A 26168-nucleotide genomic window follows, 5' to 3' on the forward strand; every position below is an offset into this window, starting at 1 on the left:
TTTAGCCCCCTGTTACTGGTGGGAAGAAGGCAACTTCGTCACCTGACTTCACTTCAGCGTCTAGCGGAACAATAGACTGGTTTACTGCGGCAAGCAGTTTACCCGGCTCAAGCGCAAGGTCCCATTTACCCTCTTTATTTACACCAGCATCCACTAAATGTGCACGAATCGCTTCAACGTTATCAAACGCGCCTTCGAGCTCAAGACCATCGATGCCAACTAACTCTCGTGTTTGAGCAAAGAAAAGTACTCTAATCATGATTCCGCCTTGAAATGCCCAGATTTGCCACCCGTTTTCTCTAATAAGCGGACTTGCTCGATAACCATGTCTTTTTGCACCGCTTTACACATATCATAAATTGTCAGTGCAGCAACAGAAGCAGCAGTAAGCGCTTCCATTTCCACACCTGTCTTACCCGCCAGCTTACATACTGATTCGATACGTACTTTATTCTCCGCTTCAATCGCTTCTAGCTGGACTTCAACTTTAGAAAGCAATAAAGGGTGACAAAGTGGGATCAGGTCCCATGTTTTCTTTGCCGCTTGAATACCAGCAATACGCGCGGTTGCAAACACATCACCTTTGTGGTGTTGGCCTGAAACTATCAGTTGCAGTGTTTCTGGCGCCATGTGTACAAATGCTTCTGCGCGCGCTTCACGAACGGTTTCCGCTTTTGCAGACACGTCGACCATGTTAGCTTCGCCAGACGCATTGATATGTGTAAATTGGGTCATTGTTGTTCCTTCGCTTTTAGGAAAGGTTATACAGATAGGTGTGGCATGAAGTTACAAGGGCGGTGACTCGCGTCTAGCTGCTGCTTGATGATCTTCGTCCAACCCGTGCGGCATGCACCTGTAGAACCAGGCATTGCAAAGATAACCGTGTGGTTAGCAAAGCCCGCAATGGCGCGAGATTGAATGGTTGATGTACCAATCTCTTCGTAAGACACCTGACGGAACAATTCACCAAAGCCTTCCACTTCTTTGTCAAATAGTGGCTTAAGCGCTTCTGGAGTACTATCACGTGAAGTAAAACCTGTACCGCCAGTGATCATAATTGCTTGTACGTTTTCGTCAGCAATCCATTGAGAAACGATTGCACGAATCTTGTACATATCATCGATAACGATTTGTTTATCAACAACGTTATGACCCGCTTCCTTTGCGTGCTCAACTAGATAGCCGCCTGAAGTATCGTTTTCTTCTGTACGCGTGTCAGATACCGTTAGAACGGCAATATTTGCAGGTTGAAATTTGCTTTCAGCGTGACCCATTTGTTCACCTATTCTTTAATTTGATTTTGATACGCAAAGTATCGATTCTGGAAAAGTCATCGGAAGCCACGTCAGCTCCCAATGTAAAATCTGAATTTAACCGCCGATAGACGCAAGATGTGGCGTCATACCCGTATTGCCGTCATGCAAGAAGTGACTGACCGATTTTGTTTGCAGCTGGGCTTGAATACGCTCAATCAATTCATTTTCTTGGTCATCACGTTCTAATAGGTCCCGTAACTCTACGCCATGATCGCCGAACAGACACAGGTGCAGTTTACCTTTAGCAGAGACGCGAAGTCGGTTACAGCTCTCACAGAAGTCTTTTTCATAAGGCATGATAAGACCGATTTCGCCCTTATAGTCCGGATGAACAAACACTTGTGCAGGGCCATCATTATGAGAACGAACTTTGAGTAACCAACCGTTAGCAATTAATTGATTTCGAATAGCAACACCAGAAACATGGTGTTTCGCAAACAAATCATCCATTTCACCAGTCTGCATTAATTCGATAAAACGCAGTTGAATTGGACGATCTTTAATCCAGTTAAGGAATGCGGGCAGCTCGTTATGGTTGAGGTCTTTCATTAGTACCACGTTAACTTTGACTTGCTCGTAACCCACTTCAAACGCACGTTCGATACCATTCATCACTTCAGTGAACTTATTTTCACCCGTGATTTGATGGAACATGCGAGGGTCTAAACTATCCACGCTTACGTTGATGTTGGTCAAGCCAGCTTCACGCCAGTCAGCAACGTGCTTCGCCATGCGGTAACCGTTTGTCGTTGTTGCGACTTTTTTGATACCCGGCGTGGTTGCGACAGAGTGGATAATGTCAGTAAAGTCTTTGCGTAAACTCGGCTCACCACCAGTGATGCGTACCTTTGAGGTACCACAATCTGCAAACGCTCTTACGACACGATTGATCTCTGGTAGAGATAAAAAAGACGAGTTTTTATTGCCCGATGGCTTGTAGCCGTCAGGAAGGCAATAGGTACATTTAAAATTACAAACGTCGGTCACAGACAGACGCAAGTAATAGAACTTACGATGAAATTTGTCTTCGAATTGTTGCGCCACGGAACACCTTTCCAAACACGGGAGGCATAACCATTTCCAATTATGCCCTTGTGACAGTATGTCACTGGCTCAAAACGCCTATCCTTAGACTTAGACTTAGACTTAGACTTAGCATAGTGAGCTCGGAGTTATGGCAACCAGAGGAAAGCCCCCTGATAGCTTTGCCGTGTAAAATACTTAAAATTTGTAATGGAATCCAGAGCAGAGTGATAAAAAACTCTCTAGAAACACAATTTACCGCTAAGTGAGTACCGTTAAGACACTCATTAAGATAAATTGTAGTCGCTTTTTACAAGATTATTAGAAGAACGTAATGAATATCTACACCAATAAGAAAGTGGTCGCAGTTGGCGGTGGTCACGGTTTAGGTCGAATGCTGGCCGCACTTAATGATTTTGGCAGCAATGCAACGGGCATTGTGGCAACCACTGACAACGGCGGATCAACTGGCCGTATCCGCCATTGTCAAGGCGGAATAGCTTGGGGCGATACACGAAACTGTATCAACCAGTTGATCACAGAGCCATCGATCAGCTCGATGATGTTTGAGTACCGCTTTAAAGGGACTGGTGAATTAGATGGCCACAACTTGGGGAACCTGATGCTCACGGCATTGGATAACCTCTCCGTCCGCCCTTTAGACGCGATCAATCTGATTCGCAATATGTTGAAAGTCGATGTCAACATTCTTCCTATGTCTGAACATCCTTCCGACCTCACTGCTTTGTCTGTAGATGGGCAATGGGTAACAGGTGAAACTAATGTGGATGAAATGGATAAAGATCTTCGCCGATTAGACCTTTCACCAGAAGTGCCAGCAACAAAAGAGGCGGTAACCGCTCTTGCAGAAGCTGACGCCATCATCCTCGGCCCTGGTAGCTTCCTAACGAGTATCATGCCACCGCTACTCTTACCTGAATTGGGGAAAGCAATCGCAGCGAACCAAAAAGCAAAGGTCATTTTTGTGGCGAACCTTAGTCCAGAATATGGTCCAGCGGGTCGCATGACGATGAAACAAAAGCTGGAATGGTGTGAGCGAGCATGCCAAGGCAGACAGATTGATGTCGTACTTGCAGAGGAAACCGATCAAGAGGTTCTGGATAACTGGAATGTGGTCACCGAGTCATTGGCGTCTACCAACCGCGACTGGCGTCATGATCGTGACAAACTTAAGTTAGCGATTGAAAACCAATTGGTTGCAAAATAACACAAGAAGTGACCTACAATTGAGGCACCTGAGCGTATAAAATGACAAAGCCCTTCACCGACGTGAAGGGCTTTGTTTTTATAAGGTTTAATACAGGGCTACTGCGTCCATAAACGATACGCATCACGAGTAATGTGAAGCAAGTTTAACATCGAAGTAATGTCTCCCCCCCCTTCTACTAACTCACCTGATTTAGCTTTCTTATCAATCGCTACGGCCAAATCACACAAGCGATCAGCCCCAAAACTGGCGGCACTGCTTTTTAGAGCATGACTGATTTCCTTTAGATAGATCAGTTGCTCACTGCCTTGGTATTGCGACAAGTTGGTGATATAGACATCCATTTCTCCGAGGAAAATATCCAGCAAAATAGGAACGTTATCTAGGCCAATTTCAGCGGCCAATTCGTCGATTTTTTGCTGATTCAATACATCCATGCTCATACGTTTTGTTTTTCTTCCCTATTATTCCAAGCTTGCAACTTGCGATATATGGTTGAAGGGCTGACATCTAAGTAACCCGCAGCGCGTGGAATATTGCCATCACACGCCTGAATCGCCTGCTCGATGGCCATTTTTTCAGTCATCCAAAGCGGCATAATGTCTGACACCGTCATGATTTCAGGTTCAATAAATTTTGAAATCGATTGACGAACCACCGGTTGATTCAGTGGTGGTGGTAGCATGTCCAGAGTAATTTCTTTGCCGTTGTTCAGTACCACGATATTACGCAACACGTTTTGCAACTGACGAACGTTACCCGGCCATTCGTAACTGTTGAAACGTTCAATCACATCTTGTGCAAAACGAATAAAACTCTTGCCTTCCTCGTGAGACATATAACCCAGCAAAGAATACGCAATTTCGATCACGTCTTCACCACGTTCGCGTAGTGGCGGCAAATGTAAAGGAATCACGTAAAGGCGGTAATACAAGTCTTCACGAAAACGGCCTTCTTGTACTTCTTTCCAAGGGTCGCGGTTAGTCGCACACACAAAGCGAACATCCACACTCTTCATCTTAGAAGAGCCTACTTTTTGGAACGTACCCGTCTGGATGAAACGCAATAACTTGGTTTGTAAATCCAAGTCCATTTCACATAGTTCATCAAGGAACAACGTCCCGCCGTCAGCCAGTTCAGCTGCACCTTGACGGTCATTTGCTGCTCCGGTAAACGCACCTTTAACGTGGCCAAACAACTCACTTTCGATCAAGTCTTTAGGGATAGCAGCACAGTTGATCGCAATAAACGGCTTATCGCCACGTTTACTTGCTGCGTGAATCGCCTCGGCACACACCTCTTTACCAGTACCACTTTCACCAGTAATGAAGATACTGGCTTTACTGCTCGCTGCCGAGTCAATGGTGCGGTAAACCTGCTGCATGGTTTGGCTACTGCCGATGAAGCCTTGGTAGTTTTGGTTACCTGGGTTGTCGGCTTCATTCTTTAATTTCGTTGCCTTACGAATCGCGTTATTTACCGTTACGCGCAGCCGATCAGCCTCACAGGGTTTGATTAAGAAATCTTGAGAGCCATGACGCATCGCCTCTACCGCGGTATCGATAGAACCGTGAGCAGTCATGAAAATAATTGGCACATCAGGGTGACTTTTCTTCACCGCGTGCAATACGTCCATCCCCGTCATATCTGGCAGACGAAGATCGAGAAGAATAAGATCCGGAATACGGTGATTCAGGCTTTCGATTGCATCTCTGCCTGTTCCAACAATATTGATATCAATGCCGAGTGGCGTTAGGTAAGAACGGTACAATGCCGCAACGGAAGCGGTATCTTCGACCATTAATAGGTAACGTGACTTTTGACCTTCTGTTATTTGTTGCATAGCCTAGCCGATTTTTTGTTGTGTTTTAAATAATAATCGCATTACGCTTTGCATTTTGCAAATAAACATTCGTTAGATTGTGGGTATTCTAAACAAATTAAACCGAATATCAACAGGTTAAAATATGGCACAAACCATGCTGTTTGTTTAATGACCCCTCGGGTCACCTAGCCAACTGACGTTGTTAGTGAACGATATGTTCACAAAACAAGCCAATAGACCCGACTGCCTATTGGCTTCTTTTTTGTCTGTTTTTTGGGGGAAATATAAAACCCAAATACAAATGCACTCGGGTTTTGATAGGCCTAAAGAGTTAACTATTGGCAATAAACTGCGCTCGTAGTTTCTCTATCTCATCGCGTTTTTGTGCGGCCAATTCAAACTCAAGATCTTGAGCATGTTGGTACATCGCAGCTTCTAAACGACTGATCTCTTTTTCCAATTGCTGTGGTGACATCACGTCGTAAGACTGCGAAGGTTCTGCCACCTTAGATAATGGTACCTGCTTGGTATTACGCTGGCGCTTAGATTTAGTAATATCACCCAATTCCATGATGTCTTTGATATTGCGTTTCAGAGGCTGAGGCTCAATACCCATCTCTGCGTTGTAAGCTTTCTGTTTCTCACGACGACGATCCGTTTCATCCATTGCTTTTTTCATCGATTTTGTAATCGAGTCTGCATACAAAATCGCTCGACCTTCGATATTTCGTGCCGCACGGCCAATGGTCTGAATCAAAGAACGCTCTGAACGTAAGAAGCCCTCTTTATCCGCATCAAGAATCGCCACCAGTGATACCTCTGGCATATCAAGACCTTCTCGTAACAAGTTGATCCCAACCAGCACATCAAACTCACCCAAACGCAGATCTCGAATGATCTCGACTCGCTCGACAGTATCGATGTCTGAGTGAAGGTAACGCACTCGAACATCATGCTCATGCAGGTATTCCGTTAAGTCTTCTGCCATACGTTTGGTTAGTGTAGTTACCAAAACACGCTCGTCTTTCGCCGCTCTAATTCGAATCTCAGACAACAAGTCATCGACCTGAGTTGCCACTGGGCGAACTTCTAATTCAGGATCAAGCAGACCCGTTGGGCGCACGACTTGATCGGCAATTTCATCTGCAGATTTTTCTAATTCGTAATTGCCTGGAGTTGCCGACACGAAAATAGTTTGTGGTGAGATCGACTCAAATTCCTCAAATTTCATCGGACGATTGTCTAAAGCAGAAGGTAAACGGAAGCCAAATTCCACCAGCGTTTCTTTACGCGAACGGTCGCCTTTATACATGGCACCGATTTGCGGAACCGTCACGTGCGACTCGTCGATGATCAACAAACCATCGTGAGGCAAGTAATCAAATAGTGTCGGTGGCGGCTCACCCTCGGCACGACCACTCAAGTAACGAGAGTAGTTTTCGATACCTGAACAGAAACCCAGCTCGTTCATCATCTCAATATCGAACTGAGTTCGTTGGCTGATGCGTTGCTCTTCTAGAAGCTTGTTGTTATCCAGAAGTTGCTTCTTACGTACTTCAAGCTCGTCTTTAATGCTTTCAATGGCATCAAGAATACGCTCACGTGGCGTAACATAGTGCGTCTTCGGGTAAATAGTATAGCGCGGTAAGTCACGCTGCTTGACCACACCTGTCAATGGGTCGAATACACTGATGCAATCGACTTCATCGTCAAACATCTCTACGCGTACAGCATCTTGATCTGACTCGGCTGGGAAGATGTCAATCACCTCACCACGAACACGGAACTGACCGCGTTCAAATGCGACGTCATTGCGTGAGTATTGCAACTCTGCAAGGCGGCGTAGCATATCGCGCTGATCAATCACATCACCGCGACGCAGGTGCAACATCATTTGTAGATACGATTCAGGGTCACCCAAACCATAGATAGCCGATACCGACGCGACAATAATGGCATCTTTACGTTCTAGTAGTGCTTTTGTAGCGGACAAACGCATTTGTTCAATGTGCGCGTTAACTGACGCGTCTTTCTCTATGAAGGTATCCGTGGTCGGAACATACGCTTCCGGTTGGTAGTAGTCATAGTACGAAACAAAATACTCCACCGCGTTATTGGGGAAGAAAGACTTCATTTCACCATACAACTGAGCAGCAAGTGTTTTATTGGGTGCGAGTAGAATCGCTGGTCGTTGCGCTTCTGCAATAACATTCGCTAATGTAAATGTTTTACCAGACCCCGTTACACCTAAGAGTGTTTGGTGGGCAAGACCGGAATCTAACCCTTCTAGCAACTGCTTGATGGCTGTTGGTTGATCACCAGATGGTTGATAATCAGAGACCAGTTCATAAACTTTACTCATACCCTTCCTCAAAATTACTGCACTTTGGCTGTATATATATACACCTTCAAAGATGAAATCTACGTCTATCTATGATTTATAGCTCATTACTATTAAATTTTGTGCTTTCTCTACTTTGATCTAGCCTTATTTAACACGTTCTGATATAGTCTTTCGCCCTAGTCGATGAAGCGTCTGCACTCATCACGACATAATTTCCACAAGTTTTCCCCAAAAAACACAAAAATCATCCTTTATCCCCAAAAGTGTAAATTTTATCCACTTTGATTGATCTCATAGTAAATTTAATAAATCACTGTTTTACTTGACTAATCAGTGAATATTCTCGCGTAAAAATTCACACAAAGCACACCCAGTTGCATAACAATGATCTTTACTCAGATCTCATCAACATAGTTATCCACAATTTTGGTGGATAACTAACTCCAGCCCTTTACTGGCAAGGAGTACAAAAAAGTAAAGATGTAAAAACTAACTTTTTTGCTCAAAATGTGTTTTTTGGGTGTTGACAGCTTTGTGGGTGCTCGGTAAGATGCGTCCCGCTTTCAAGCAAAGCAATTCCTCCTTAGCTCAGTTGGTAGAGCGACGGACTGTTAATCCGCAGGTCGCTGGTTCGAGCCCAGCAGGAGGAGCCAAATTCCCGAAAAGCCCAGTTGAAAAACTGGGCTTTTTTCGTATCTAAATTCAACGGCTCAGCACCAATAAGCGCCTCAGAGCATCTCGTTGCCAGTACCGTCTTCACTAACTCTAGCGCAACGTCCCTTTTTAAATTCCGCCTTATTTTCTATTCTTAAAGATTTATTTCTTCTTTTTGGCCTTAAAACACAATTAATCCATTGATTTTTATATAAATGCAAAATAATCATTAAAAAAATGAAAAGCATTCATTTTACTCATACAGATTAAATCCATACGATTGACAGGGTTAAGAATGGTTCCGTCCTACTCGTCGCCTCCATTCTATTTATCAATAACTTAGGGATTTACTTATGACTATTCCGACGACTGATATGCTAGACGCATGGGCTGGATTCGCTGCTGGTGAGTGGCAAAACTCTGTCAACACTCGTGACTTCATCCAAAAAAACTACACACCCTATGAGGGAGACGAGTCCTTCTTAGCCGAGGTTAGCGCATCCACTTCAGCATTATGGAACCAAGTGCTTGAAGGCATTAAACAAGAAAGCCGCACACACGCTCCTGTTGATTTCGATACCGATCTGCCATCAACGATTACTTCTCACGATGCGGGTTACATCAACAAAGATCTGGAAAAGATCGTTGGCTTACAAACCGATCAGCCTCTAAAACGTGCAATCATCGCTAATGGTGGTATTCGCATGGTGAAAAACTCATGCGAAGTTTATGGCCGCGAATTGGCTCCAACAGTCGAAAAGATCTTCACTGAGTACCGTAAAACTCACAACAAAGCGTGTTTCGACCTTTACACCAAAGAAATCCTAGCGTGTCGTAAATCAGGCATCATCACTGGCCTTCCTGATGCCTATGGCCGTGGTCGTATCATTGGTGACTACCGCCGTATAGCCCTTTACGGTATCGACTTCTTAAAAGCGGACAAAAAAGAGCAATACAACTCGACACAAACGTTCCTAGAGCGCGGTGGCGATCTTGAGAAAACGCTTCGTCTACGTGAAGAAATTGCAGACCAAGTTCAAGCACTTGAAGACATTCGTCAAATGGGTTTGAAATACGGAATTGATATGTCGCTACCTGCAAAAACAGCGCAAGAAGCGATTCAATTTACCTACTTTGGTTACTTGGCGGCAGTTAAGTCTCAAAATGGCGCAGCAATGTCATTGGGTCGTACATCAACTTTCCTAGATGTTTACCTAGAACGTGATATCGCAAATGGCTTGATTGATGAATCGCAAGCGCAAGAGATGATCGACCACTTCATCATGAAACTGCGCATGGTTCGCTTCCTTCGTACACCAGAATACGATTCATTGTTCTCTGGCGACCCAATCTGGGCAACAGAAGCAATGGCAGGTATGGGGGTTGATGGCCGTACACTAGTATCTAAAACGACATTCCGATACTTACATACGCTCCACACTATGGGTCCTGCTCCTGAACCAAACATGACGATTCTTTGGTCAGAGCAATTGCCTGAAGCGTTCAAACAATACGCTGCAAAAGTATCGATTGATACCTCTTCTGTTCAATACGAAAACGACGATCTAATGCGTCCTGATTTCGACAATGACGACTACGCGATTGCATGTTGTGTGAGCCCGCAGATTGTTGGTCAGCACATGCAGTTCTTTGGCGCACGTGCCAACCTTGCAAAAGCGCTTCTGTACACCATCAACGGTGGTATCGATGAAAAATCGAAAGCGCAAGTTGGTCCGCTAGTGGACAAAGTTCAAGATGAAATTCTCGACTTTGACGCTTTGATGCCACGCTTCGACAACATGTTAGAATGGCTAGCAACGCAATACGTCACAGCGTTGAACATCATCCATTACTCGCATGACCGTTACAGCTACGAAGCATCACTGATGGCATTGATGGATCGCGACGTGCACCGCACTATGGCGTGTGGTATTGCAGGCCTGTCTGTTGTCGCTGACTCTTTGGCGGCCATTAAATACGCGACCGTGAAACCTGTTCGTGATGAGGATGGCATCGCTGTTGATTTTGAAATCGAAGGTGATTATCCAAAATTTGGTAACAACGATGCCCGTGTTGATGACATCGCTTGTGATCTGGTTGAGCGCTTCATGAAGAAAATTCAGAAGATGCACACCTACCGCGAAGCAGTACCAACTCAATCGATCCTAACAATCACATCTAACGTGGTTTACGGCAAAAAAACGGGTAATACACCAGATGGCCGTCGCGCAGGTATGCCTTTTGGCCCGGGTGCAAACCCAATGCACGGTCGCGATGAAAAAGGAGCGGTTGCGTCTTTGGCATCGGTATCTAAACTGCCGTTTGCTTACGCGAAAGATGGTATTTCTTACACCTTCTCAATTGTGCCTAACGCGCTGGGTAAAGATGACTTGAGTCAGAAGAAAAACCTAGCCGCGCTAATGGATGGTTACTTCCATCACGAAGCAAGCAACAAGGGCATTGCGATTGAAGGTGGTCAACACCTTAACGTCAACGTTCTGAACCGAGAGATGTTATTGGATGCGGTTGAACATCCAGAGAAATACCCTCAGTTGACGATTCGAGTGTCCGGCTACGCGGTACGTTTTAACTCGCTAACTCGAGAGCAACAACAAGACGTGATCAGCCGAACGTTTACAGAAAAACTGTAATCGCGAGATTGTAAAATAATCGAAGCTCATGCCTCTAACTCATTAGGGGGATGAGCTTTTGTCGTTTCTGGCAAACCATACGAAGTGATACCAAAACCATCAACAACGCGTGCGTTAAATCAGTGGCGGTAATTGCGTTTTTCTTTGTTAACAACCATTCACCAAACTTTTCAATTTCTTATTAATTCATCCGCTCACATCACATACACGTATAATTTTCCATCGGGTGCATAAAACCACACCGTTCTCTGGTTGTTATTGGTGTCACAAAACACGATAATATTGGGATCGGATTTTAAGAACGTAATAACTATGACCGAATATATTTTGTTGTTGGTCGGCACTGTGCTGGTGAACAACTTTGTACTGGTGAAGTTTTTAGGCTTGTGTCCTTTTATGGGCGTGTCTAAAAAACTGGAAACAGCAATTGGCATGGGCTTAGCTACAACTTTTGTACTAACGCTCGCGTCTGTGTGTGCATACTTGGTGGAAAGCTATGTTTTGCGTCCACTGGGCATCGAATATCTACGAACCATGAGCTTTATTTTGGTGATCGCTGTTGTTGTACAGTTCACCGAAATGGTCGTGCACAAAACCAGTCCGACGCTGTATCGTCTGTTGGGTATCTTCCTACCTCTGATCACAACGAACTGTGCGGTTCTGGGTGTTGCTCTGCTTAACATCAACGAGAACCACAACTTTATCGAATCGATCATTTATGGTTTTGGCGCAGCGGTTGGCTTCTCTTTGGTACTGATCCTATTTGCGTCAATGCGTGAACGTATTGCCGCTGCTGACGTACCTGTGCCATTTAAAGGCGCGTCGATTGCGATGATCACCGCAGGCCTGATGTCTCTTGCCTTTATGGGCTTTACAGGTTTGGTGAAGTAAACGATGAGTACGATTTTAATTGCGATCATCGCTCTTGCTGCCCTCGCCGCTGTATTTGGGGCCATACTTGGTTTTGCATCGATTCGCTTCAAAGTCGAAGCGGATCCGATTGTCGATCAAATCGATTCTATTCTTCCTCAAACTCAGTGTGGCCAATGTGGCTACCCGGGTTGTCGTCCATACGCAGAAGCAATCGCGAATGGCGATAAAATCAATAAATGTCCTCCAGGTGGTCAAGCAACCATTGAAAAACTGGCGGACCTAATGGGCGTTGAAGCAGAAGAGTCGGCACACGATCTCGACAGCAAAGTCAAAACCGTTGCTTTCATTCATGAAGACATGTGTATCGGTTGTACCAAGTGTATTCAAGCGTGTCCTGTCGATGCGATTGTTGGTGGTACTAAAGCCCTTCATACCGTTATCAAAGACGAGTGTACCGGTTGTGACTTGTGCGTTGCGCCTTGTCCAACTGACTGTATTGAAATGATTCCTGTGGAAACTACCACAGAGAGCTGGAAGTGGAAGCTTAACGCTATTCCAGTAGTTAACATTACGGATGCTGCCAATGCAGCGAACGTGACTGATTCAATTAAATAAGGTTTCGTATGTTGTCTTTGATTGAACAAATTCGTACTGGTTCGCTATGGGATTTCCCAGGCGGCGTGCATCCGGCAGAAAACAAAAAGCAATCCAACAAAACTGAATTGGTTCATGCAGCCATTCCGTCGGAAATCGTCCTACCTCTGAAACAACACATCGGTAAAGCAGGTAATCTATTGATCGCTGTTGGTGACACAGTGTTGAAAGGTCAACAGCTAACGGCGTCAGACAGTGGTTTTACTATTCCTGTTCATGCTCCAACTTCTGGGCAAGTGACAGCTATTGAGCCACGAACCGTCGCTCACCCATCGGGTTTAAGCGAACTGTGCGCAGTGATTACGCCAGATGGTAACGATACTTGGTGTGAGAAAACGCCAGTTGCCGATTACACCCAAGAATCTGCAGATGCGTTAATCGATGTGATTCGCCTTGCTGGTATCTCGGGCATGGGTGGCGCAGGCTTCCCGACGGCTAAGAAGATCCAATCGGGTATAGCGCGTACCGAAATTCTTATCGTTAACGCGGCTGAATGTGAACCTTACATCACCGCCGATGACAAACTCATGCAGGAGCATGCGGACGAACTGATCCAAGGGATCGAGATCGTCGAGCATATCCTTAAGCCAAAACTGACCATCATTGGTATTGAAGATAACAAGCCAGCAGCAATCAAAGCGCTGGAACAAGCGGCGATGAACAAAGACATCGTAATTCGCGTTATCCCAACCAAATACCCTTCTGGTGGTGAGAAGCAGCTCATCAAGATTTTAACCAACAAAGAAGTTCCTAGCGGCGCTATCCCTGCTGATATTGGCATTCTGGTTCAAAACGTTGGTTCTCTCTACTCAATTAAACGTGCAGTGATCGATGGCGAACCTGTGGTAAATCGCATCGTGACTCTGACAGGTAAGACCTTCAAGCAACCACGTAACGTTTGGACGCTACTTGGTACGCCAGTACAAGCACTGTTAGACGAGTTCGGCTACAAATCAGATAAGAAACTGCAGCGCCTGATCATGGGTGGCCCAATGATGGGCTTTACCCTACCCCACGCTCAGGTTCCTATCACTAAAACAGCAAACTGTATTCTGGCACCGAAGCGTCGTGAGATCGCTTCTGACCAATACGAAATGGAATGTATCCGTTGTAGCCAATGTGCGGAAGCGTGCCCTGCCTCGCTATTGCCACAGCAGCTTCAGTGGTATGCAAAAAGCCAAGAATACGAAAAGCTGGAAGAGCTGAACTTAAAAGACTGTATTGAATGTGGCGCGTGTGCGTTTGTGTGTCCGAGTGAAATCCCTCTGGTTCAATACTATCGTCAAGCGAAAGCTGAAATCCGAACACGCGCTCAAGAAGCGGCAGCCGCTGAACGAGCTAAGCTGCGCTTTGAAGAGAAGAAAGCGCGTATGGAACGCGAAAAAGCAGAACGTGAAAATCGCTTTAAGAAAGCCGCGGATGATCGTCGTAAAGACATGAAAGCCTCTGGCGGTGATGATGCGATTGCCGCAGCCATCGCTCGCGTGAAAGCACAAAAAGATAATACTGAAGCGAAAGCCGAGCCAGCAGTGAAACCAGCGGTTGCTGCCGCGATTGCCAAAGCAAAAGCGAAACAAGCTGCAGCGGCTCAATCTGGCGCAGCCGAGCCTGATAACTCAGAAATGGCGAAGCTACGCGAAGAACGCAAACGCCTTGCTCGCGAACGCAAAGCGCAAAAAGAACAAGGCGACGCAGCTACAGATAATGCTGACGATAAGAAGTCAGCGGTTGCAGCAGCGATTGCCCGTGCTAAGGCGAAGAAAGCTCAACAAGAAGACGCATCAACACCTGCTGAAGCCGGTGACAAGAAAGCGGCCGTCGCGGCAGCTATCGCCAGAGCTAAAGCGAAAAAAGCACAGCAAGAAGATTCGACCGAATCTGTAGAAACGGAAGCACCTGTTTTACAAGCTGAAGATCCAAAGAAAGCCGCGGTTGCTGCTGCCATTGCTCGTGCAAAAGCGCGCAAAGCCCAGCAAGAAGACTCTACGGAATCTGCAGAAGCGGAGACACCAGCAGAACAATCTGAAGATCCAAAGAAAGCTGCTGTTGCCGCTGCCATTGCTCGTGCCAAAGCACGTAAAGCTCAGCAGGAAGCACAAACAGAATCTGTTGAAGAAACACCTTCTGAAGAACCAGACGTGGATCCGAAGAAAGCTGCTGTTGCCGCAGCTATTGCTCGTGCTAAAGCACGTAAAGCGAAGCAGGAAGCACAGACAGAGTCTGTTGAAGAAACGCCTTCTGAAGAGCCAGAAGTGGATCCGAAGAAAGCCGCTGTTGCAGCAGCCATTGCTCGCGCTAAAGCACGTAAAGCTCAGCAAGAATCGCAAACAGAATCTGTTGAAGCGGAAGCTCCTTCTGAAGAATCAGAAGTGGATCCGAAGAAAGCCGCGGTTGCCGCAGCTATTGCTCGTGCTAAAGCACGTAAAGCGCAGCAAGAGGCGCAAACAGAATCTGTTGAAGAAACGCCTTCTGAAGAGCCAGAAGTGGATCCAAAGAAAGCTGCTGTTGCCGCAGCCATTACGCGCGCCAAAGCACGTAAAGCTCAGCAAGAAGCGAATAAGAACAATACTGAGGAGAACGAGTAATGTCGTTTTTTATTGCCAGTTCACCACACGCTCACAGCCGTCGCAGCACGCCTGATTTGATGAAATGGGTAGCGCTGTGCGCTATTCCTGGCTTAGTGGCTCAAACCTACTTCTTTGGTTGGGGTACCATCATTCAACTCGTGTTCGCTATCGCGGTCGCAGTGTCACTTGAAGCATTAGTTATGCTTGTGCGTAAGCGTTCTCCAATGCGTGCACTACGTGATAACAGTGCCATCGTGACAGCATGGTTATTAGCTGTGGCAATCCCACCATGGTCTCCTTGGTGGATCATGGTTATCGGTTTGATTTTTGCCATCGTTATTGCGAAGCACTTATACGGTGGTATTGGCCAAAACCTATTTAACCCAGCGATGGTCGCTTACGTTGTATTGCTTATCTCCTTCCCTGTCCAAATGACAAGCTGGAGCGCGCCTGTTTCATTGATGTCTGAGCATGTGACTTTTGCAGATGCATTGTCTCTGATCTTCACTGGCTATGACTTTGATGGTTTGTCGCTGCAACAAGTTCGCGCTGGTGTGGATGGCGTAACAATGGCAACCCCATTAGATGCATTCAAAACTGGTATTCATACTGGTGCAACGCCAAGTGAGGTGCTATCACAACCAATGTTTGGCGGACTTGCGGGTATCGGTTGGCAATGGGTAAACCTAGCTTACTTGGTTGGTGGTCTAGTGATGATCAAAAAGCGCATCATCCAATGGTATATTCCAGTTGGTTTCCTAGGCAGCTTGGTACTGTTTAGTACCGTGTTTAGCTTGATCATGCCGGGAGAAACCGCGTCACCAATCTTCCACCTACTTTCAGGTGCAACGATGTTAGGCGCATTCTTTATCGCAACCGACCCTGTTTCAGCGTCAACGACCGTGAAAGGTCGCTTGATTTTCGGTGCTCTGATCGGCGCGTTAGTATTCATTATTCGTAGTTGGGGTGGCTTCCCAGATGGCGTTGCGTTCGCCGTTCTGCTTGCCAATATGTGTGTACCGTTGATCGACTACTACACCAAACCAAGAACTTACGGTCACTGAGGTAAACATGTTAACCGCTATTAGAAAAAATGGTCTGACATTGGCGATCTTTGCCTGTGCAACAACCGGTCTTGTTGCACTGACTCAGTACCTAACAAAAGATCAAATTAAGCTTCAGGAACAAAAGCAATTGCTGTCGGTTCTTAACCAAGTGATTCCGGAAGAAATGCATGACAACAATCTTGTTGCGGCATGTACTATGGTCTCTGCGCCCGATCTAGGTACGGTTCGCTCGATGCCAACTTACATTGCCACCAAAGATGGTCAACCAACGGCAATGGCGATTGAGTCCATTGCACCAGATGGCTACAACGGTGAAATCAAAATCATCACCGGCATCGATAACCAAGGCAAAATCCTTGGTACTCGTATCCTAAGCCATCAAGAAACGCCGGGATTGGGTGATAAAATTGATTTACGCGTTACGGATTGGATCTTGAGCTTCACTGGTAAGCAAGTGACAGAAAGTAACTGGAATTCTTGGCGAGTTCGTAAAGATGGCGGCGATTTCGATCAGTTTACTGGCGCAACGATTACCCCTCGTGCGGTAGTGAAAGCGGTGAGAAACACAGTAAACTACGTAAATAAGTCTCGTGATGAGATTCTGAATCAGCCCCTAGACTGCGCAAGAGGCAACCATGAGTGAAAATAAACTGCTAATGAAAAACGGCATGTGGAGCAACAACCCTGCCCTAGTGCAACTTCTGGGTTTGTGTCCTCTGCTTGCGGTTTCTTCCACTATAACCAACGCCCTTGGTTTGGGTATCGCGACCTTGTTAGTGCTTGTCGGTTCGAACGTGACCGTTTCGTTGATTCGTAACTACGTACCAAAAGAAATCCGTATTCCGGTTTTCGTTATGATCATCGCAGCCTTGGTAACTTGTGTTCAACTCTTGATGAACGCTTATGCCTACGGATTGTATCTATCACTGGGCATCTTCATCCCATTGATCGTAACCAACTGTATTATCATCGGCCGTGCGGAAGCTTACGCATCGAAGAATGATCCATTGCCAGCAGCATTGGATGGTTTCTGGATGGGGCTTGGTATGACGACAGTATTGGTTGTACTTGGCGCTATGCGTGAACTTATCGGTAACGGCACCTTGTTCGATGGTGCAGACCTATTATTGGGTGACTGGGCTGCAGCACTGCGTATTCAAGTTTTCCACTTCGATAGCAGCTTCTTACTGGCATTATTGCCGCCGGGTGCGTTTATCGGCGTAGGACTTTTGATTGCGTTGAAAAACGTTATCGACAGCTCAATTCAGGAACGTCAGCCGAAAGAAGAAAAACCAGCCATTGAGCGCGCCCGCGTAACTAACGCATAATACAAGAATTCTAAAATCAAGGCTCTACCACTCGTAGGGCCTTTTTCATAAACCGCAAAGACGGGTTTGGAAGTCAGCAATGAACAAAGTCAAAAGAATTGAAATTCTCGAACGACTCCGAGAAAACAATCCCAATCCTCAGACGGAGCTCAACTGGAGTACACCGTTTGAGTTGCTTATCGCCGTACTGCTTTCTGCGCAGGCGACGGACGTAAGCGTAAACAAGGCAACAGACAAGCTCTATCCTGTTGCGAACACGCCTCAAGGCATTCTTGATTTGGGTGTCGATGGTTTAAAGGAATACATCAAAACCATCGGTCTGTTTAATTCAAAAGCCGAAAACACCATCAAGACTTGTAAGATCTTACTAGAGAAGCACAACAGTGAAGTACCAGAAGATCGTGCAGCACTAGAAGCTTTGCCGGGTGTCGGTCGTAAAACCGCTAACGTGGTACTGAATACCGCCTTCGGTTGGCCAACTATCGCGGTGGACACACACATCTATCGTGTTTCTAACCGTACAAAGTTTGCGATGGGTAAAACCGTCGATGACGTAGAAGAAAAACTGCTAAAAGTGGTGCCAAAAGAGTTTAAGCTTGATGTACACCACTGGCTGATCCTTCATGGTCGTTACACATGTGTGGCAAGAAAACCGCGCTGTGGTAGCTGCATCATTGAAGATCTCTGTGAATACAAAGAAAAAGTGTACCCAGACGAATAAACCCGTCTGAAACAATCGCTAGGAGCAAATAATGTCAAACGGTCGAATTCTTCACACCATGCTACGCGTGGGTGATCTAGACAAATCTATCAAGTTCTACACTGAAGTAATGGGCATGCAGCTACTTCGTACCAATGAAAATAAAGAGTACGAATACACGCTAGCATTCTTAGGTTACGGTGATGAGTCTCAAGGTGCCGTCATCGAGCTGACTTACAACTGGGGTACAACCGAGTACGACTTAGGCTCTGCATTTGGCCATATCGCAATTGGCGTAGACGATATCTACTCAACTTGTGACGCAATCAAAGCAGCAGGTGGCAATGTCACTCGTGAAGCGGGCCCAGTAAAAGGCGGTACAACGCACATCGCTTTCGTGAAAGACCCTGATGGCTACATGATCGAGCTGATCCAAAACAAGCAAGCATCAGCAGGTTTAGAGGGCTAAACCCAACCCCCATTCTGAAATGCTGTAAAAGATGACAGGCAGATCTGAGAGCTGCCTGCTCATTTATAAACAAATATCTTTACTTGATAATAATTATCGTTTAGATTTGTTCGCAACATCGATATGTGGGACAAACGATAATGATCAGTGAATGGGAAAAACACACACACTTCTAGCCGATACTGCTCTTCAACTAGATGACCCTGTTCGCAGCATTCTTCATTACCAGCAAGCCCTTAGCCTGAGTGAAGATATTAGCGAATGCGTGGAAATAGAAGCTGATGAACGCTTACTAATTTCAGTGGTTTCATGCCATAACCTCGCTCAATTTTGGCGCTGGGCTGGCGATACCGAGTATGAACTCAAATATCTGCAACTCGCATCTGAAAAAGTACTCACACTGATTCCTCAGTGCCCAAACAAAGATTGCGCGAGCTTTATTGATTCGATTGGCTGCTGTACAAAAGCACTGATTGATTTTATGAAACGACATCCGAATCCAGCGATTGCAAAACAAGTCGAAAAGATTGATACGGCTACGAATTGCGAAATCATTGCTAAATTTCGCTTAAACTAGCTGAAGTGACATGAAGGTAGCAACACAAGCGCATAAGTACTTTCAACAAGAACACAGTGATATAAAAACGCCAGAGTCTGACTCTGGCGTTTTTATTTGGTTAGCATTTCAATTAAACCTGAGTTCGTCCTAGCGAAATCACCACACGGCGATTCTTATCTTTACCAATTGGTGAGCCATTATCAGCAATTGGTCGACGCTTGCCGTAGCCCTGCACTTGAATACGATCACCCGATAAACCCAGAGATTCGAAATACGCTCTAAGTGACTCTGCTCTTCTTTCTGAAAGACTTTGACTCGCACTCTTGCCATCCGTTGAATCTGTGTAGGTTGCAACAAGGACTAAATCGATATCTTGGTTGTGACGAACATAATCAGCAATTTGAGCCAAACGCTTCTTCGACGCTTTTGTTAGCTGATCGCCCTGCCGCTCGTAATGAAGAATCGTAAAGGCAATATCTTCAAAGCTGTATTTCAACAAGTTGGCAATGCAGTTACTGAAGGCATTGTATTTGCTCTGAAAAAGCACCGAAGACAAGGCAACTTCAATACGTTGGTCACGACTTTGCCAATCTTGGTAGCTAAATGTCGGATAGCGCCCTTTTTCTAGCTCAGACAAAATGCCCCATGCCGTTTGACCACCCACGTAACCATCGAACTGCTTAAAGAACCTAAGATTAGTGATTCGGTCCGCATGCTCTCCCGGACGCCAAGGAGGCGGCATTGAAATCAAACTCACGTTGCGTGTTTCACCCATTGGGCGGCGCATTTTCAGTTCGAAATCCAAATTGATCTTTTTGCTCGCACGAGACGAAAATACCGCGTCACCAAATCCAGGAATAGGATGCACAAGTTGGCATTCCAATGGCGTATTCATCACCATTTCCCATTGTGACTGTTGCGGAGTGGCAACGTAGCGTTTACCCATTGATGCAAAACTATGTGCACTGAGTAAAGATAACGCGACACCACTGGTTACAAGCCATTTATTCATCTAGGTACTATCTCTCAAACGGCACTCTATTGCCGCTTATTCGCCTGAATTAAAAACACGTGAAAGAATGCAAAAATCCCGCCAACATAAAAATAGCAACTTGATAGAAGGACTTAAGGGATGATTTGGCAAGCGCATAAAATGGGAAATAACATCACGAGAATAACAGGTGACCTTCCCCCTTATTTTTAGTTATAAGTCTCACCCAATACGGACGAAACAGAATTCTACATTTATCCAAATTGCGGTTTTTCTCATCGATAGAATCTGCAATAATGCAGCCTTCGTCACACAAAAATAAGCCAACATGACAATAGAAAATGAAGCTCTAACCCTGAAAAAGCGTTTTCGTGGTTATTTTCCAGTGGTAGTTGACGTTGAGACCGCAGGTTTCAATGCTCAAACTGATGCACTTTTAGAAATCTGTGCCGTAACGTTGAGCATGGATGAAAACGGCGATTTGCATCCTGCCTCCACCATTCATTTTCATATCGAACCTTTTGAAGGCGCGAATTTAGAAAAAGAAGCGCTAGAATTCAACGGCATTCGTGACCCTTTTAGCCCACTTCGTGGTGCTGTCTCTGAGCAAGAAGCGCTGAAAGAAATTTATAAGTTGATCCGTAAAGAGCAAAAAGCAGAAGATTGCTCGCGTGCAATCATGGTGGCGCATAACGCGGCTTTCGACTTAAGTTTTGTTAATGCAGCCAACGAACGCTGCAAACTAAAAAGAGTCCCTTTCCATCCATTTGCCACTTTTGATACCGCGACATTAAGTGGACTTGCTTATGGCCAAACTGTTCTGGCTAAAGCATGCAAAACAGCAGGGATGGACTTTGACAATCGTGAAGCACACTCTGCGCTTTACGATACACAAAAAACTGCAGAGCTATTCTGCGGCATCGTAAACAAATGGAAGGCCCTAGGCGGTTGGCCGCTTGTTAGCGAAGAATAATAAATAAACACAACATATTAGGAAAAGTATGAATCCTGTCGTTATATCTGTGTGCGTCATGCTCGTGTTAGCATTGATGCGCGTAAACGTGGTGGTTGCCCTCACGTTTAGTGCCATCGTTGGTGGCCTTGTTGCTGGTATGAGTCTTACCGATACTGTTTCTGCCTTTGAAAGCGGACTCGCCGGCGGTGCAACCATCGCATTAAGCTATGCAATGCTTGGTACATTTGCCGTTGCTATTTCTCGCTCTGGGATTACTGACCTACTTGCTAAAAGCGTTATCAAGCGCCTAAATGGCAAAGAAAGCTCTGCGTCGACTACTGGTCTTAAATACGCAGTATTGGTTGCGCTTGTCCTTGTCACCATGTCATCTCAAAACGTGATTCCGGTACACATCGCCTTTATTCCAATTTTGATTCCACCTCTTTTGGGCGTTTTCGCTAAGCTGAAGCTGGACCGTCGTTTGGTCGCTTGTGTGCTTACCTTCGGTTTGATCACGCCTTATATGATTCTACCAATCGGTTTTGGTGGCATCTTCCTAAACAACATCCTATTGAAGAACTTACATGACAATGGTCTAACAGATGTCGTGGCAAGCCAAGTACCGACAGCAATGCTGTTGCCGGGCGCAGGTATGTTGTTTGGCCTTCTGACGGCAATCTTCTTTAGCTACCGTAAACCTCGTGAATACAAAGAAACTGAACTGACCGTTGTTCAAGAATCTGAAGAGAAGCTAAATAAGAAACACATTTTGGTTGCTGGCTTGGGTATTCTTGCTGCGCTAAGCGTACAGCTATACACGGGCTCAATGATCATCGGTGCACTAGCTGGCTTTATGGTATTCACCTTCGGTGGTGTTATCGCATGGAAAGAGACGCACGATGTGTTCACTAAAGGTGTACACATGATGGCAATGATCGGCTTCATCATGATTGCAGCGGCAGGTTTTGCGGCAGTAATGAAGCAAACTGGCGGCGTTGAAACACTAGTACAATCACTATCAACAAGCATCGGCGATAACAAACCTCTAGCTGCTCTGCTTATGCTGATCGTTGGTCTATTGGTCACTATGGGCATTGGTTCATCGTTCTCTACGATTCCAATCCTTGCAACTATCTATGTCCCGCTATCACTAGCGTTCGGCTTCTCACCAATGGCAACTATCGCACTAGTCGGTACTGCTGCTGCGCTAGGTGATGCAGGCTCTCCAGCTTCTGATTCAACGTTAGGTCCAACATCGGGGCTAAATGCGGATGGCCAACACGAGCACATTTGGGAAACCGTTGTTCCGACATTTATCCACTACAACATTCCACTGATCATCTTCGGTTGGATTGCTGCAATGGTGCTGTAATCGCATCATTTGAATGGATACAATTCGTTACGAAAAAGCCGCTCGAGTGAGCGGCTTTTTGTTAATTTGAATACCTACGAATAACGCTTTAGAGGCTTCAATTCAATCATTGAGCGGGCATATTATCAACGATGCGCTCTCGAATAAGCTTTAGCGTCGCCTCAGTCGATAGGTAATCAACTTCAATCGGGAAGTAAGCATCGTTGATTTGCAGTACCAAGCTTGGGTACCCGTTCACACCAAGGCTTTTTGCAAGACTCAACTGATCTTGGAACACGCCTTCTAACAAAGCGCCATCCATATCGTTTTTGAACTGTTGAACGTTCAAACCAATCTCTTTTGCCAATTGCAGGTGCGTTGCTTCTTCGTGAGGAGGAAGAGCTCGCAGGTAGTACGCATGCTGAATTGCTTCTAACATTTGCTCATAAGAATCTTGGAACCCCGCGGCGATAACCGCACGGCATGATTGGTATGTACTTCTTACTGGCGTACACAAGGTCCAGAAATCATAATTGAACTTGGTGCCAAGCTGGCGCTCGATCTGCTTCCAAATTTGTTCGATCTTTTGTTGCATTTCTGGAGGCATCGGCAGATTAGTATCTGGCGCAAGGCCACCCACCACATACTCAAACTGAATGACACCCGGCAGCTGTTGTTTCAATTTTTCAATGGTTGGTTTGTAACCCCAACACCAACTGCACATTGGGTCATGTACGTAGTAAAGCTTTATGTTCATTCCACTAACCTAAAAAAGAAAAAGGAGCCAATGCGGCTCCTTTGTATTCTATCGCCAAATTTGAGTATTTACGAATTACTCAGCGTCACCTTCAACGCGTGCTGCCGCTTCTTTGATAAGAGGCTGAAGCTCACCTTTCTGGAACATTTCCAAAATGATGTCACAACCACCGATCAGTTCGCCTTCAATCCATAGTTGTGGGAATGTTGGCCATTGAGCGTATTTTGGTAGCTCAGCACGGATGTCTGGGTTTTGTAGAATGTCTACGTAAGCGAACTTCTCGCCACAAGCCATTAGCGCCTGTGCAGCTTGAGAAGAGAAACCACAGCTAGGCAGTTTCGGTGAACCTTTCATGTACAGCAAGATTGTGTTTTCAGAGATCTGCTGTTTGATTTTATCGATAGTTTCCATCGCTTCCTCATTCATGGATGTGAACTTTAATTATTGCCACATTTTACTCAATAACCACAGAATAAAAACCATATAATTAGTAAGTCTTTGTGGGTTTTATCTTAAAATATTTTCATATCGGGGTTTTAATAAAGTAAAAACTTGCTAAAATACTTTTCAAGTCAGTCGTAAAGACTACATATAAATAAAAACACTGGAAGCAATCGAAAGGTAACCCTTTCATATCTATGGAGAATTGAGCAATGGCATTTGAACTACCAGCTCTACCTTACGCGAAAGACGCACTAGAACCACACATCTCTGCTGAAACTCTAGATTTCCACCACGGTAAACACCACAACACTTACGTAGTTAAGCTAAACGGTCTTATCCCTGGTACTGATTTCGAAGGCAAAACACTAGAAGAAATCATCAAGACTTCTACTGGTGGCGTATTCAACAACGCAGCACAGATCTGGAACCACACGTTCTACTGGCACTGTCTAGCGCCAAACGCAGGCGGCGAACCAACAGGTGCAGTTGCTGACGCGATCAACGCAGCATTCGGTTCTTTCGAAGAATTCAAAGCAAAATTCACTGATTCAGCAATCAATAACTTCGGTTCTTCATGGACTTGGCTAGTTAAGAAAGCTGACGGTTCTCTAGAGATCGTTAACACGTCTAACGCAGCGACTCCTCTAACAGAAGAAGGTACTACTCCACTTCTAACTGTTGACCTATGGGAACACGCTTACTACATCGATTACCGCAACGTACGTCCTGATTACATGAACGGCTTCTGGGCTCTTGTAAACTGGGACTTCGTAGCCGAGAACCTAACGAAGTAATTTACTTCCCCCTAAGTTCAATTTAGTCATATTTAAAAGCTCGCATTATTGCGGGCTTTTTTATTGCTCCTAAAACCAGTTTATTCAATTAATCCCCTCTTTTTCCTAAAGTTCTTTCCGTTGTTGCCGTTAAAAGTGCATCAAGCGAGGAACATCATGCAAATCCATACTTTAGACAAAGCAGCAATCATCAACGAACTTCAGTTCGGGAATGGTATTAACCATGCCGTACACGAAGGTCGTCGCGCTGATTTCTCGCTGATTCTGTCTATGTTCTCTAATGATGTTCGCGATGTGGTTCCGGTTGAAGAAGTCCAAGAAGTACTCACGAGTGATGACATTCTTCGCCAACAGTTCGGGTTATCTCAACCTCAAGCACTTCGTTCTGATAGCAGCAGCTACGAACTTGCAGCAGAGCAAGCAAAGCAGTTTCATGATGCGGGTTTACCGTCTGCTAAGCTAAGCCACTACCTTAAACCTGATGCACTAACCTATTTGCCTCAAGACACGTTCAACCTACCGGAAAACGTCTATCACAACCTTTCCGGTCATGAGCGCCGTAGTTTAGGCGAACGTAACAAAACACTGATTCCTGACGCAGGGCTTTACAATCAATTAGTGACGGTACAGCGTCAGTATCAAATCCAAGCGCAAGCTTAACGCTCCGTGTTCACCCCAACAGATTGCATTTTGCACACGTCAGAAATGTGACGCCTTACAAATTCCCAAACAATAGTTGCGGTTCAAAAGCGTTACTTTGAAGCTTTTCACACTGAGCTCATAAAAATTCATCCATGCTGTTAGCACAAACCACTGATGTATTGTTTAACACAAGAAATGACAGTGTAGGTGCTATGGATATTAAAGAATCAATCATTCTCGTCACTTCCGCAGGAACTATCCTCGGCAGAACATGCTCTAGTCACTTTGCCCACTTAGGGGCAACGATTGTTCTTTGCGACCAGAATCCAACGGCCTTGAGAGCCAGTTATGAGCAAATTAGCGCCTTTTCAGATAAGGTGTACGCCATTAATGTGTGCAGTGATAACACCACGTCCATCAATTTATTGTTTGACCAAATAGAATCTCAGCTTGGTGCGACACCAGATGTCATCGTCAATTGTTGGACCAGTTCACCAATGCCAAGTTTGATGGCTCCAGAACCAATGAGTACTTATATCGATCATCTTTCATCTGCGGCTCGCTTTCTTTATACCTATGGTCAAGTGAGCGCAGAGCGCTTCCGCTCCAGAGAAAAGAAAGGCGTAATCGTCAATGTCATTTCTCATGATAATCATGAAGATCTTACGGGTGTGGAAAGCATGGCGGCATTAGTCTCTGGTTTTACGCACAGCTGGGCAAAAGAACTGACCCCTTTCAACATCCGGGTTGGTGGTGTCATCCCTTCAGTAAATCATACGAGTGAAGATGTAGATGAACGACATTGGGCGCAAATTCAAGACGAGCTAGTGAGGAATACGGCTTATATTGTTGCTAACGAGTACTTTAGCGGTCGAGTCGTAACGACCGAAGTCTGAGTAAACCTCCTAACCAAAACACCTCTTCGAGCAGAACTTCTCATAATTTGAAAAGCATAAAAAAAGGTTCATCGCGGCTT

The 26168-nt window shown here is 45.4% G+C and carries 25 protein-coding genes, 1 tRNA gene, 1 pseudogene and 1 riboswitch; of the genes and pseudogenes, 17 read left to right on the forward strand and 10 right to left on the reverse strand.

The features are described 5' to 3' along the window. Window position 1: 1 nt before the first annotated feature. The 4 genes from moaD to moaA form a co-directional block, all read right to left on the reverse strand. A complete protein-coding gene (moaD, locus tag BCT11_RS22170; RefSeq protein ID WP_038869356.1) occupies window positions 2-259 on the reverse strand; it encodes a molybdopterin synthase sulfur carrier subunit in 258 nt (85 codons plus the stop codon). Beyond that, window positions 256-735 carry a cyclic pyranopterin monophosphate synthase MoaC gene (gene moaC / locus BCT11_RS22175; protein ID WP_038869352.1) on the reverse strand — a complete coding sequence of 160 codons (480 nt, stop codon included), beginning with the start codon at window positions 733-735 and terminating at the stop codon, window positions 256-258. Before moaC ends, moaD begins: the two co-directional genes overlap by 4 nt. A 26-nt stretch (window positions 736-761) precedes the next feature. Further along, window positions 762-1274, reverse strand: a complete 513-nt coding sequence (moaB, locus tag BCT11_RS22180; protein WP_038869350.1) for a molybdenum cofactor biosynthesis protein B — start codon at window positions 1272-1274, stop codon at window positions 762-764. 96 nt (window positions 1275-1370) lie between these two features. Next, window positions 1371-2360, reverse strand: a complete 990-nt coding sequence (gene moaA / locus BCT11_RS22185; RefSeq protein WP_038869349.1) for a GTP 3',8-cyclase MoaA — start codon at window positions 2358-2360, stop codon at window positions 1371-1373. Then, a riboswitch (molybdenum cofactor riboswitch) is annotated at window positions 2349-2500 on the reverse strand. Its footprint overlaps the gene before it by 12 nt. Window positions 2501-2673: 173 nt before the next feature. On the opposite strand from moaA, the gene BCT11_RS22190 reads away from it, so the two are divergent. Beyond that, entirely contained in the window at window positions 2674-3567 is an 894-nt protein-coding gene (locus BCT11_RS22190; protein WP_038869348.1) for a YvcK family protein, read from the forward strand. 98 nt (window positions 3568-3665) lie between these two features. Here BCT11_RS22190 and luxU read toward each other — a convergent pair whose 3' ends face one another. The 3 genes from luxU to uvrB all read right to left on the reverse strand — a co-directional run bounded on the left by luxU (window position 3666) and on the right by uvrB (window position 7754). Further along, complete coding sequence (gene luxU / locus BCT11_RS22195) at window positions 3666-4010, reverse strand: quorum-sensing phosphorelay protein LuxU (RefSeq protein WP_080869631.1); 345 nt, start codon at window positions 4008-4010, stop codon at window positions 3666-3668. Continuing rightward, on the reverse strand, window positions 4007-5410 hold the full coding sequence (gene luxO / locus BCT11_RS22200) for a quorum-sensing sigma-54 dependent transcriptional regulator LuxO (RefSeq protein ID WP_038869346.1): 1404 nt from the start codon (window positions 5408-5410) through the stop codon (window positions 4007-4009). Before luxO ends, luxU begins: the two co-directional genes overlap by 4 nt. A 313-nt stretch (window positions 5411-5723) precedes the next feature. Further along, window positions 5724-7754, reverse strand: a complete 2031-nt coding sequence (uvrB, locus tag BCT11_RS22205; RefSeq protein ID WP_102389310.1) for an excinuclease ABC subunit UvrB — start codon at window positions 7752-7754, stop codon at window positions 5724-5726. A 559-nt stretch (window positions 7755-8313) separates the two neighbouring features. On the opposite strand from uvrB, the gene BCT11_RS22210 reads away from it, so the two are divergent. The 11 genes and pseudogenes from BCT11_RS22210 to BCT11_RS22260 all read left to right on the forward strand — a co-directional run bounded on the left by BCT11_RS22210 (window position 8314) and on the right by BCT11_RS22260 (window position 19276). Continuing rightward, window positions 8314-8389 (forward strand) — tRNA-Asn (locus BCT11_RS22210). Between the two features lie 354 nt (window positions 8390-8743). After that, window positions 8744-11041, forward strand: a complete 2298-nt coding sequence (gene pflB / locus BCT11_RS22215; protein ID WP_102389311.1) for a formate C-acetyltransferase — start codon at window positions 8744-8746, stop codon at window positions 11039-11041. Between the two features lie 312 nt (window positions 11042-11353). After that, window positions 11354-11932: an electron transport complex subunit RsxA gene (gene rsxA, locus BCT11_RS22220; RefSeq protein ID WP_005425202.1), complete on the forward strand. Its 579-nt coding sequence runs from the start codon at window positions 11354-11356 to the stop codon at window positions 11930-11932. A 3-nt stretch (window positions 11933-11935) separates the two neighbouring features. Next, the gene (gene rsxB, locus BCT11_RS22225; RefSeq protein ID WP_005439677.1) at window positions 11936-12529 is read left to right on the forward strand and encodes an electron transport complex subunit RsxB; all 594 of its coding nucleotides are present in this window, start codon (window positions 11936-11938) and stop codon (window positions 12527-12529) included. Window positions 12530-12537: 8 nt separating this feature from the next. Further along, entirely contained in the window at window positions 12538-15153 is a 2616-nt protein-coding gene (gene rsxC, locus BCT11_RS22230; protein ID WP_102389312.1) for an electron transport complex subunit RsxC, read from the forward strand. Then, entirely contained in the window at window positions 15153-16199 is a 1047-nt protein-coding gene (rsxD, locus tag BCT11_RS22235) for an electron transport complex subunit RsxD (RefSeq protein WP_038869340.1), read from the forward strand. Before rsxC ends, rsxD begins: the two co-directional genes overlap by 1 nt. Before the next feature lie 7 nt (window positions 16200-16206). Then, window positions 16207-16845 (forward strand): electron transport complex subunit RsxG, encoded by a 639-nt coding sequence (gene rsxG, locus BCT11_RS22240; RefSeq protein WP_102389313.1) that lies wholly within the window; start codon window positions 16207-16209, stop codon window positions 16843-16845. Next, window positions 16838-17530: an electron transport complex subunit E gene (locus BCT11_RS22245; RefSeq protein ID WP_102389314.1), complete on the forward strand. Its 693-nt coding sequence runs from the start codon at window positions 16838-16840 to the stop codon at window positions 17528-17530. The genes rsxG and BCT11_RS22245 overlap by 8 nt, the downstream gene beginning before the upstream one ends. A gap of 79 nt (window positions 17531-17609) precedes the next feature. After that, entirely contained in the window at window positions 17610-18251 is a 642-nt protein-coding gene (gene nth / locus BCT11_RS22250) for an endonuclease III (RefSeq protein WP_038881585.1), read from the forward strand. A 31-nt stretch (window positions 18252-18282) separates the two neighbouring features. After that, window positions 18283-18699, forward strand: coding sequence for a lactoylglutathione lyase (gloA, locus tag BCT11_RS22255; RefSeq protein ID WP_020196364.1), 417 nt, complete (start codon window positions 18283-18285; stop codon window positions 18697-18699). A 140-nt stretch (window positions 18700-18839) separates the two neighbouring features. Beyond that, a pseudogene (locus BCT11_RS22260) lies at window positions 18840-19276 on the forward strand (DUF2753 domain-containing protein). Window positions 19277-19388: 112 nt separating this feature from the next. Here the strand turns inward: BCT11_RS22260 and BCT11_RS22265 are convergent. Then, window positions 19389-20270: an OmpA family protein gene (locus BCT11_RS22265; RefSeq protein WP_038881582.1), complete on the reverse strand. Its 882-nt coding sequence runs from the start codon at window positions 20268-20270 to the stop codon at window positions 19389-19391. A 307-nt stretch (window positions 20271-20577) separates the two neighbouring features. Between BCT11_RS22265 and rnt the strand changes: the two genes are divergently transcribed. Both rnt and BCT11_RS22275 read left to right on the forward strand, forming a co-directional pair. Continuing rightward, on the forward strand, window positions 20578-21222 hold the full coding sequence (gene rnt / locus BCT11_RS22270) for a ribonuclease T (protein WP_038869335.1): 645 nt from the start codon (window positions 20578-20580) through the stop codon (window positions 21220-21222). Window positions 21223-21250: 28 nt separating this feature from the next. Then, window positions 21251-22576, forward strand: coding sequence for a Na+/H+ antiporter family protein (locus BCT11_RS22275; protein WP_102389315.1), 1326 nt, complete (start codon window positions 21251-21253; stop codon window positions 22574-22576). 106 nt (window positions 22577-22682) lie between these two features. Here BCT11_RS22275 and BCT11_RS22280 read toward each other — a convergent pair whose 3' ends face one another. Continuing rightward, a complete protein-coding gene (locus tag BCT11_RS22280; RefSeq protein WP_039974569.1) occupies window positions 22683-23312 on the reverse strand; it encodes a DsbA family protein in 630 nt (209 codons plus the stop codon). Window positions 23313-23387: 75 nt separating this feature from the next. Continuing rightward, window positions 23388-23723, reverse strand: a complete 336-nt coding sequence (locus BCT11_RS22285) for a Grx4 family monothiol glutaredoxin (protein ID WP_038869223.1) — start codon at window positions 23721-23723, stop codon at window positions 23388-23390. A 242-nt stretch (window positions 23724-23965) separates the two neighbouring features. Between BCT11_RS22285 and sodB the strand changes: the two genes are divergently transcribed. From sodB to BCT11_RS22300, 3 genes are all read left to right on the forward strand, one after another. Continuing rightward, complete coding sequence (sodB, locus tag BCT11_RS22290) at window positions 23966-24550, forward strand: superoxide dismutase [Fe] (RefSeq protein ID WP_102389316.1); 585 nt, start codon at window positions 23966-23968, stop codon at window positions 24548-24550. A 156-nt stretch (window positions 24551-24706) separates the two neighbouring features. Then, window positions 24707-25210, forward strand: coding sequence for a VC2046/SO_2500 family protein (locus tag BCT11_RS22295; protein WP_102389317.1), 504 nt, complete (start codon window positions 24707-24709; stop codon window positions 25208-25210). Window positions 25211-25344: 134 nt separating this feature from the next. Beyond that, window positions 25345-26088: an SDR family oxidoreductase gene (locus tag BCT11_RS22300; protein WP_042601271.1), complete on the forward strand. Its 744-nt coding sequence runs from the start codon at window positions 25345-25347 to the stop codon at window positions 26086-26088. Window positions 26089-26168: the final 80 nt, after the last annotated feature.

The organism is Vibrio sp. 10N.222.52.B12 (assembly GCF_002875385.1).
GTDB lineage: Bacteria > Pseudomonadota > Gammaproteobacteria > Enterobacterales > Vibrionaceae > Vibrio > Vibrio jasicida.

Bases quoted from the DNA above. Each gene is read 5' to 3' on its own strand.
- BCT11_RS22280 (WP_039974569.1), bottom strand. From the start codon at position 23,312: ATGAACATAAAGCTTTACTACGTACATGACCCAATGTGCAGTTGGTGT.
- BCT11_RS22300 (WP_042601271.1), top strand. From the start codon at position 25,345: ATGCTGTTAGCACAAACCACTGATGTATTGTTTAACACAAGAAATGAC.
- nth (WP_038881585.1), top strand. From the start codon at position 17,610: ATGAACAAAGTCAAAAGAATTGAAATTCTCGAACGACTCCGAGAAAAC.
- luxO (WP_038869346.1), bottom strand. From the start codon at position 5,410: ATGCAACAAATAACAGAAGGTCAAAAGTCACGTTACCTATTAATGGTC.
- gloA (WP_020196364.1), top strand. From the start codon at position 18,283: ATGTCAAACGGTCGAATTCTTCACACCATGCTACGCGTGGGTGATCTA.
- moaB (WP_038869350.1), bottom strand. From the start codon at position 1,274: ATGGGTCACGCTGAAAGCAAATTTCAACCTGCAAATATTGCCGTTCTA.
- uvrB (WP_102389310.1), bottom strand. From the start codon at position 7,754: ATGAGTAAAGTTTATGAACTGGTCTCTGATTATCAACCATCTGGTGAT.
- rsxD (WP_038869340.1), top strand. From the start codon at position 15,153: ATGTCGTTTTTTATTGCCAGTTCACCACACGCTCACAGCCGTCGCAGC.
- BCT11_RS22295 (WP_102389317.1), top strand. From the start codon at position 24,707: ATGCAAATCCATACTTTAGACAAAGCAGCAATCATCAACGAACTTCAG.
- rsxB (WP_005439677.1), top strand. From the start codon at position 11,936: ATGAGTACGATTTTAATTGCGATCATCGCTCTTGCTGCCCTCGCCGCT.
- pflB (WP_102389311.1), top strand. From the start codon at position 8,744: ATGACTATTCCGACGACTGATATGCTAGACGCATGGGCTGGATTCGCT.
- BCT11_RS22245 (WP_102389314.1), top strand. From the start codon at position 16,838: ATGAGTGAAAATAAACTGCTAATGAAAAACGGCATGTGGAGCAACAAC.
- luxU (WP_080869631.1), bottom strand. From the start codon at position 4,010: ATGAGCATGGATGTATTGAATCAGCAAAAAATCGACGAATTGGCCGCT.
- BCT11_RS22275 (WP_102389315.1), top strand. From the start codon at position 21,251: ATGAATCCTGTCGTTATATCTGTGTGCGTCATGCTCGTGTTAGCATTG.
- rsxA (WP_005425202.1), top strand. From the start codon at position 11,354: ATGACCGAATATATTTTGTTGTTGGTCGGCACTGTGCTGGTGAACAAC.
- BCT11_RS22285 (WP_038869223.1), bottom strand. From the start codon at position 23,723: ATGGAAACTATCGATAAAATCAAACAGCAGATCTCTGAAAACACAATC.
- rnt (WP_038869335.1), top strand. From the start codon at position 20,578: ATGACAATAGAAAATGAAGCTCTAACCCTGAAAAAGCGTTTTCGTGGT.
- moaC (WP_038869352.1), bottom strand. From the start codon at position 735: ATGACCCAATTTACACATATCAATGCGTCTGGCGAAGCTAACATGGTC.
- BCT11_RS22190 (WP_038869348.1), top strand. From the start codon at position 2,674: ATGAATATCTACACCAATAAGAAAGTGGTCGCAGTTGGCGGTGGTCAC.
- BCT11_RS22265 (WP_038881582.1), bottom strand. From the start codon at position 20,270: ATGAATAAATGGCTTGTAACCAGTGGTGTCGCGTTATCTTTACTCAGT.
- rsxG (WP_102389313.1), top strand. From the start codon at position 16,207: ATGTTAACCGCTATTAGAAAAAATGGTCTGACATTGGCGATCTTTGCC.
- rsxC (WP_102389312.1), top strand. From the start codon at position 12,538: ATGTTGTCTTTGATTGAACAAATTCGTACTGGTTCGCTATGGGATTTC.
- moaD (WP_038869356.1), bottom strand. From the start codon at position 259: ATGATTAGAGTACTTTTCTTTGCTCAAACACGAGAGTTAGTTGGCATC.
- sodB (WP_102389316.1), top strand. From the start codon at position 23,966: ATGGCATTTGAACTACCAGCTCTACCTTACGCGAAAGACGCACTAGAA.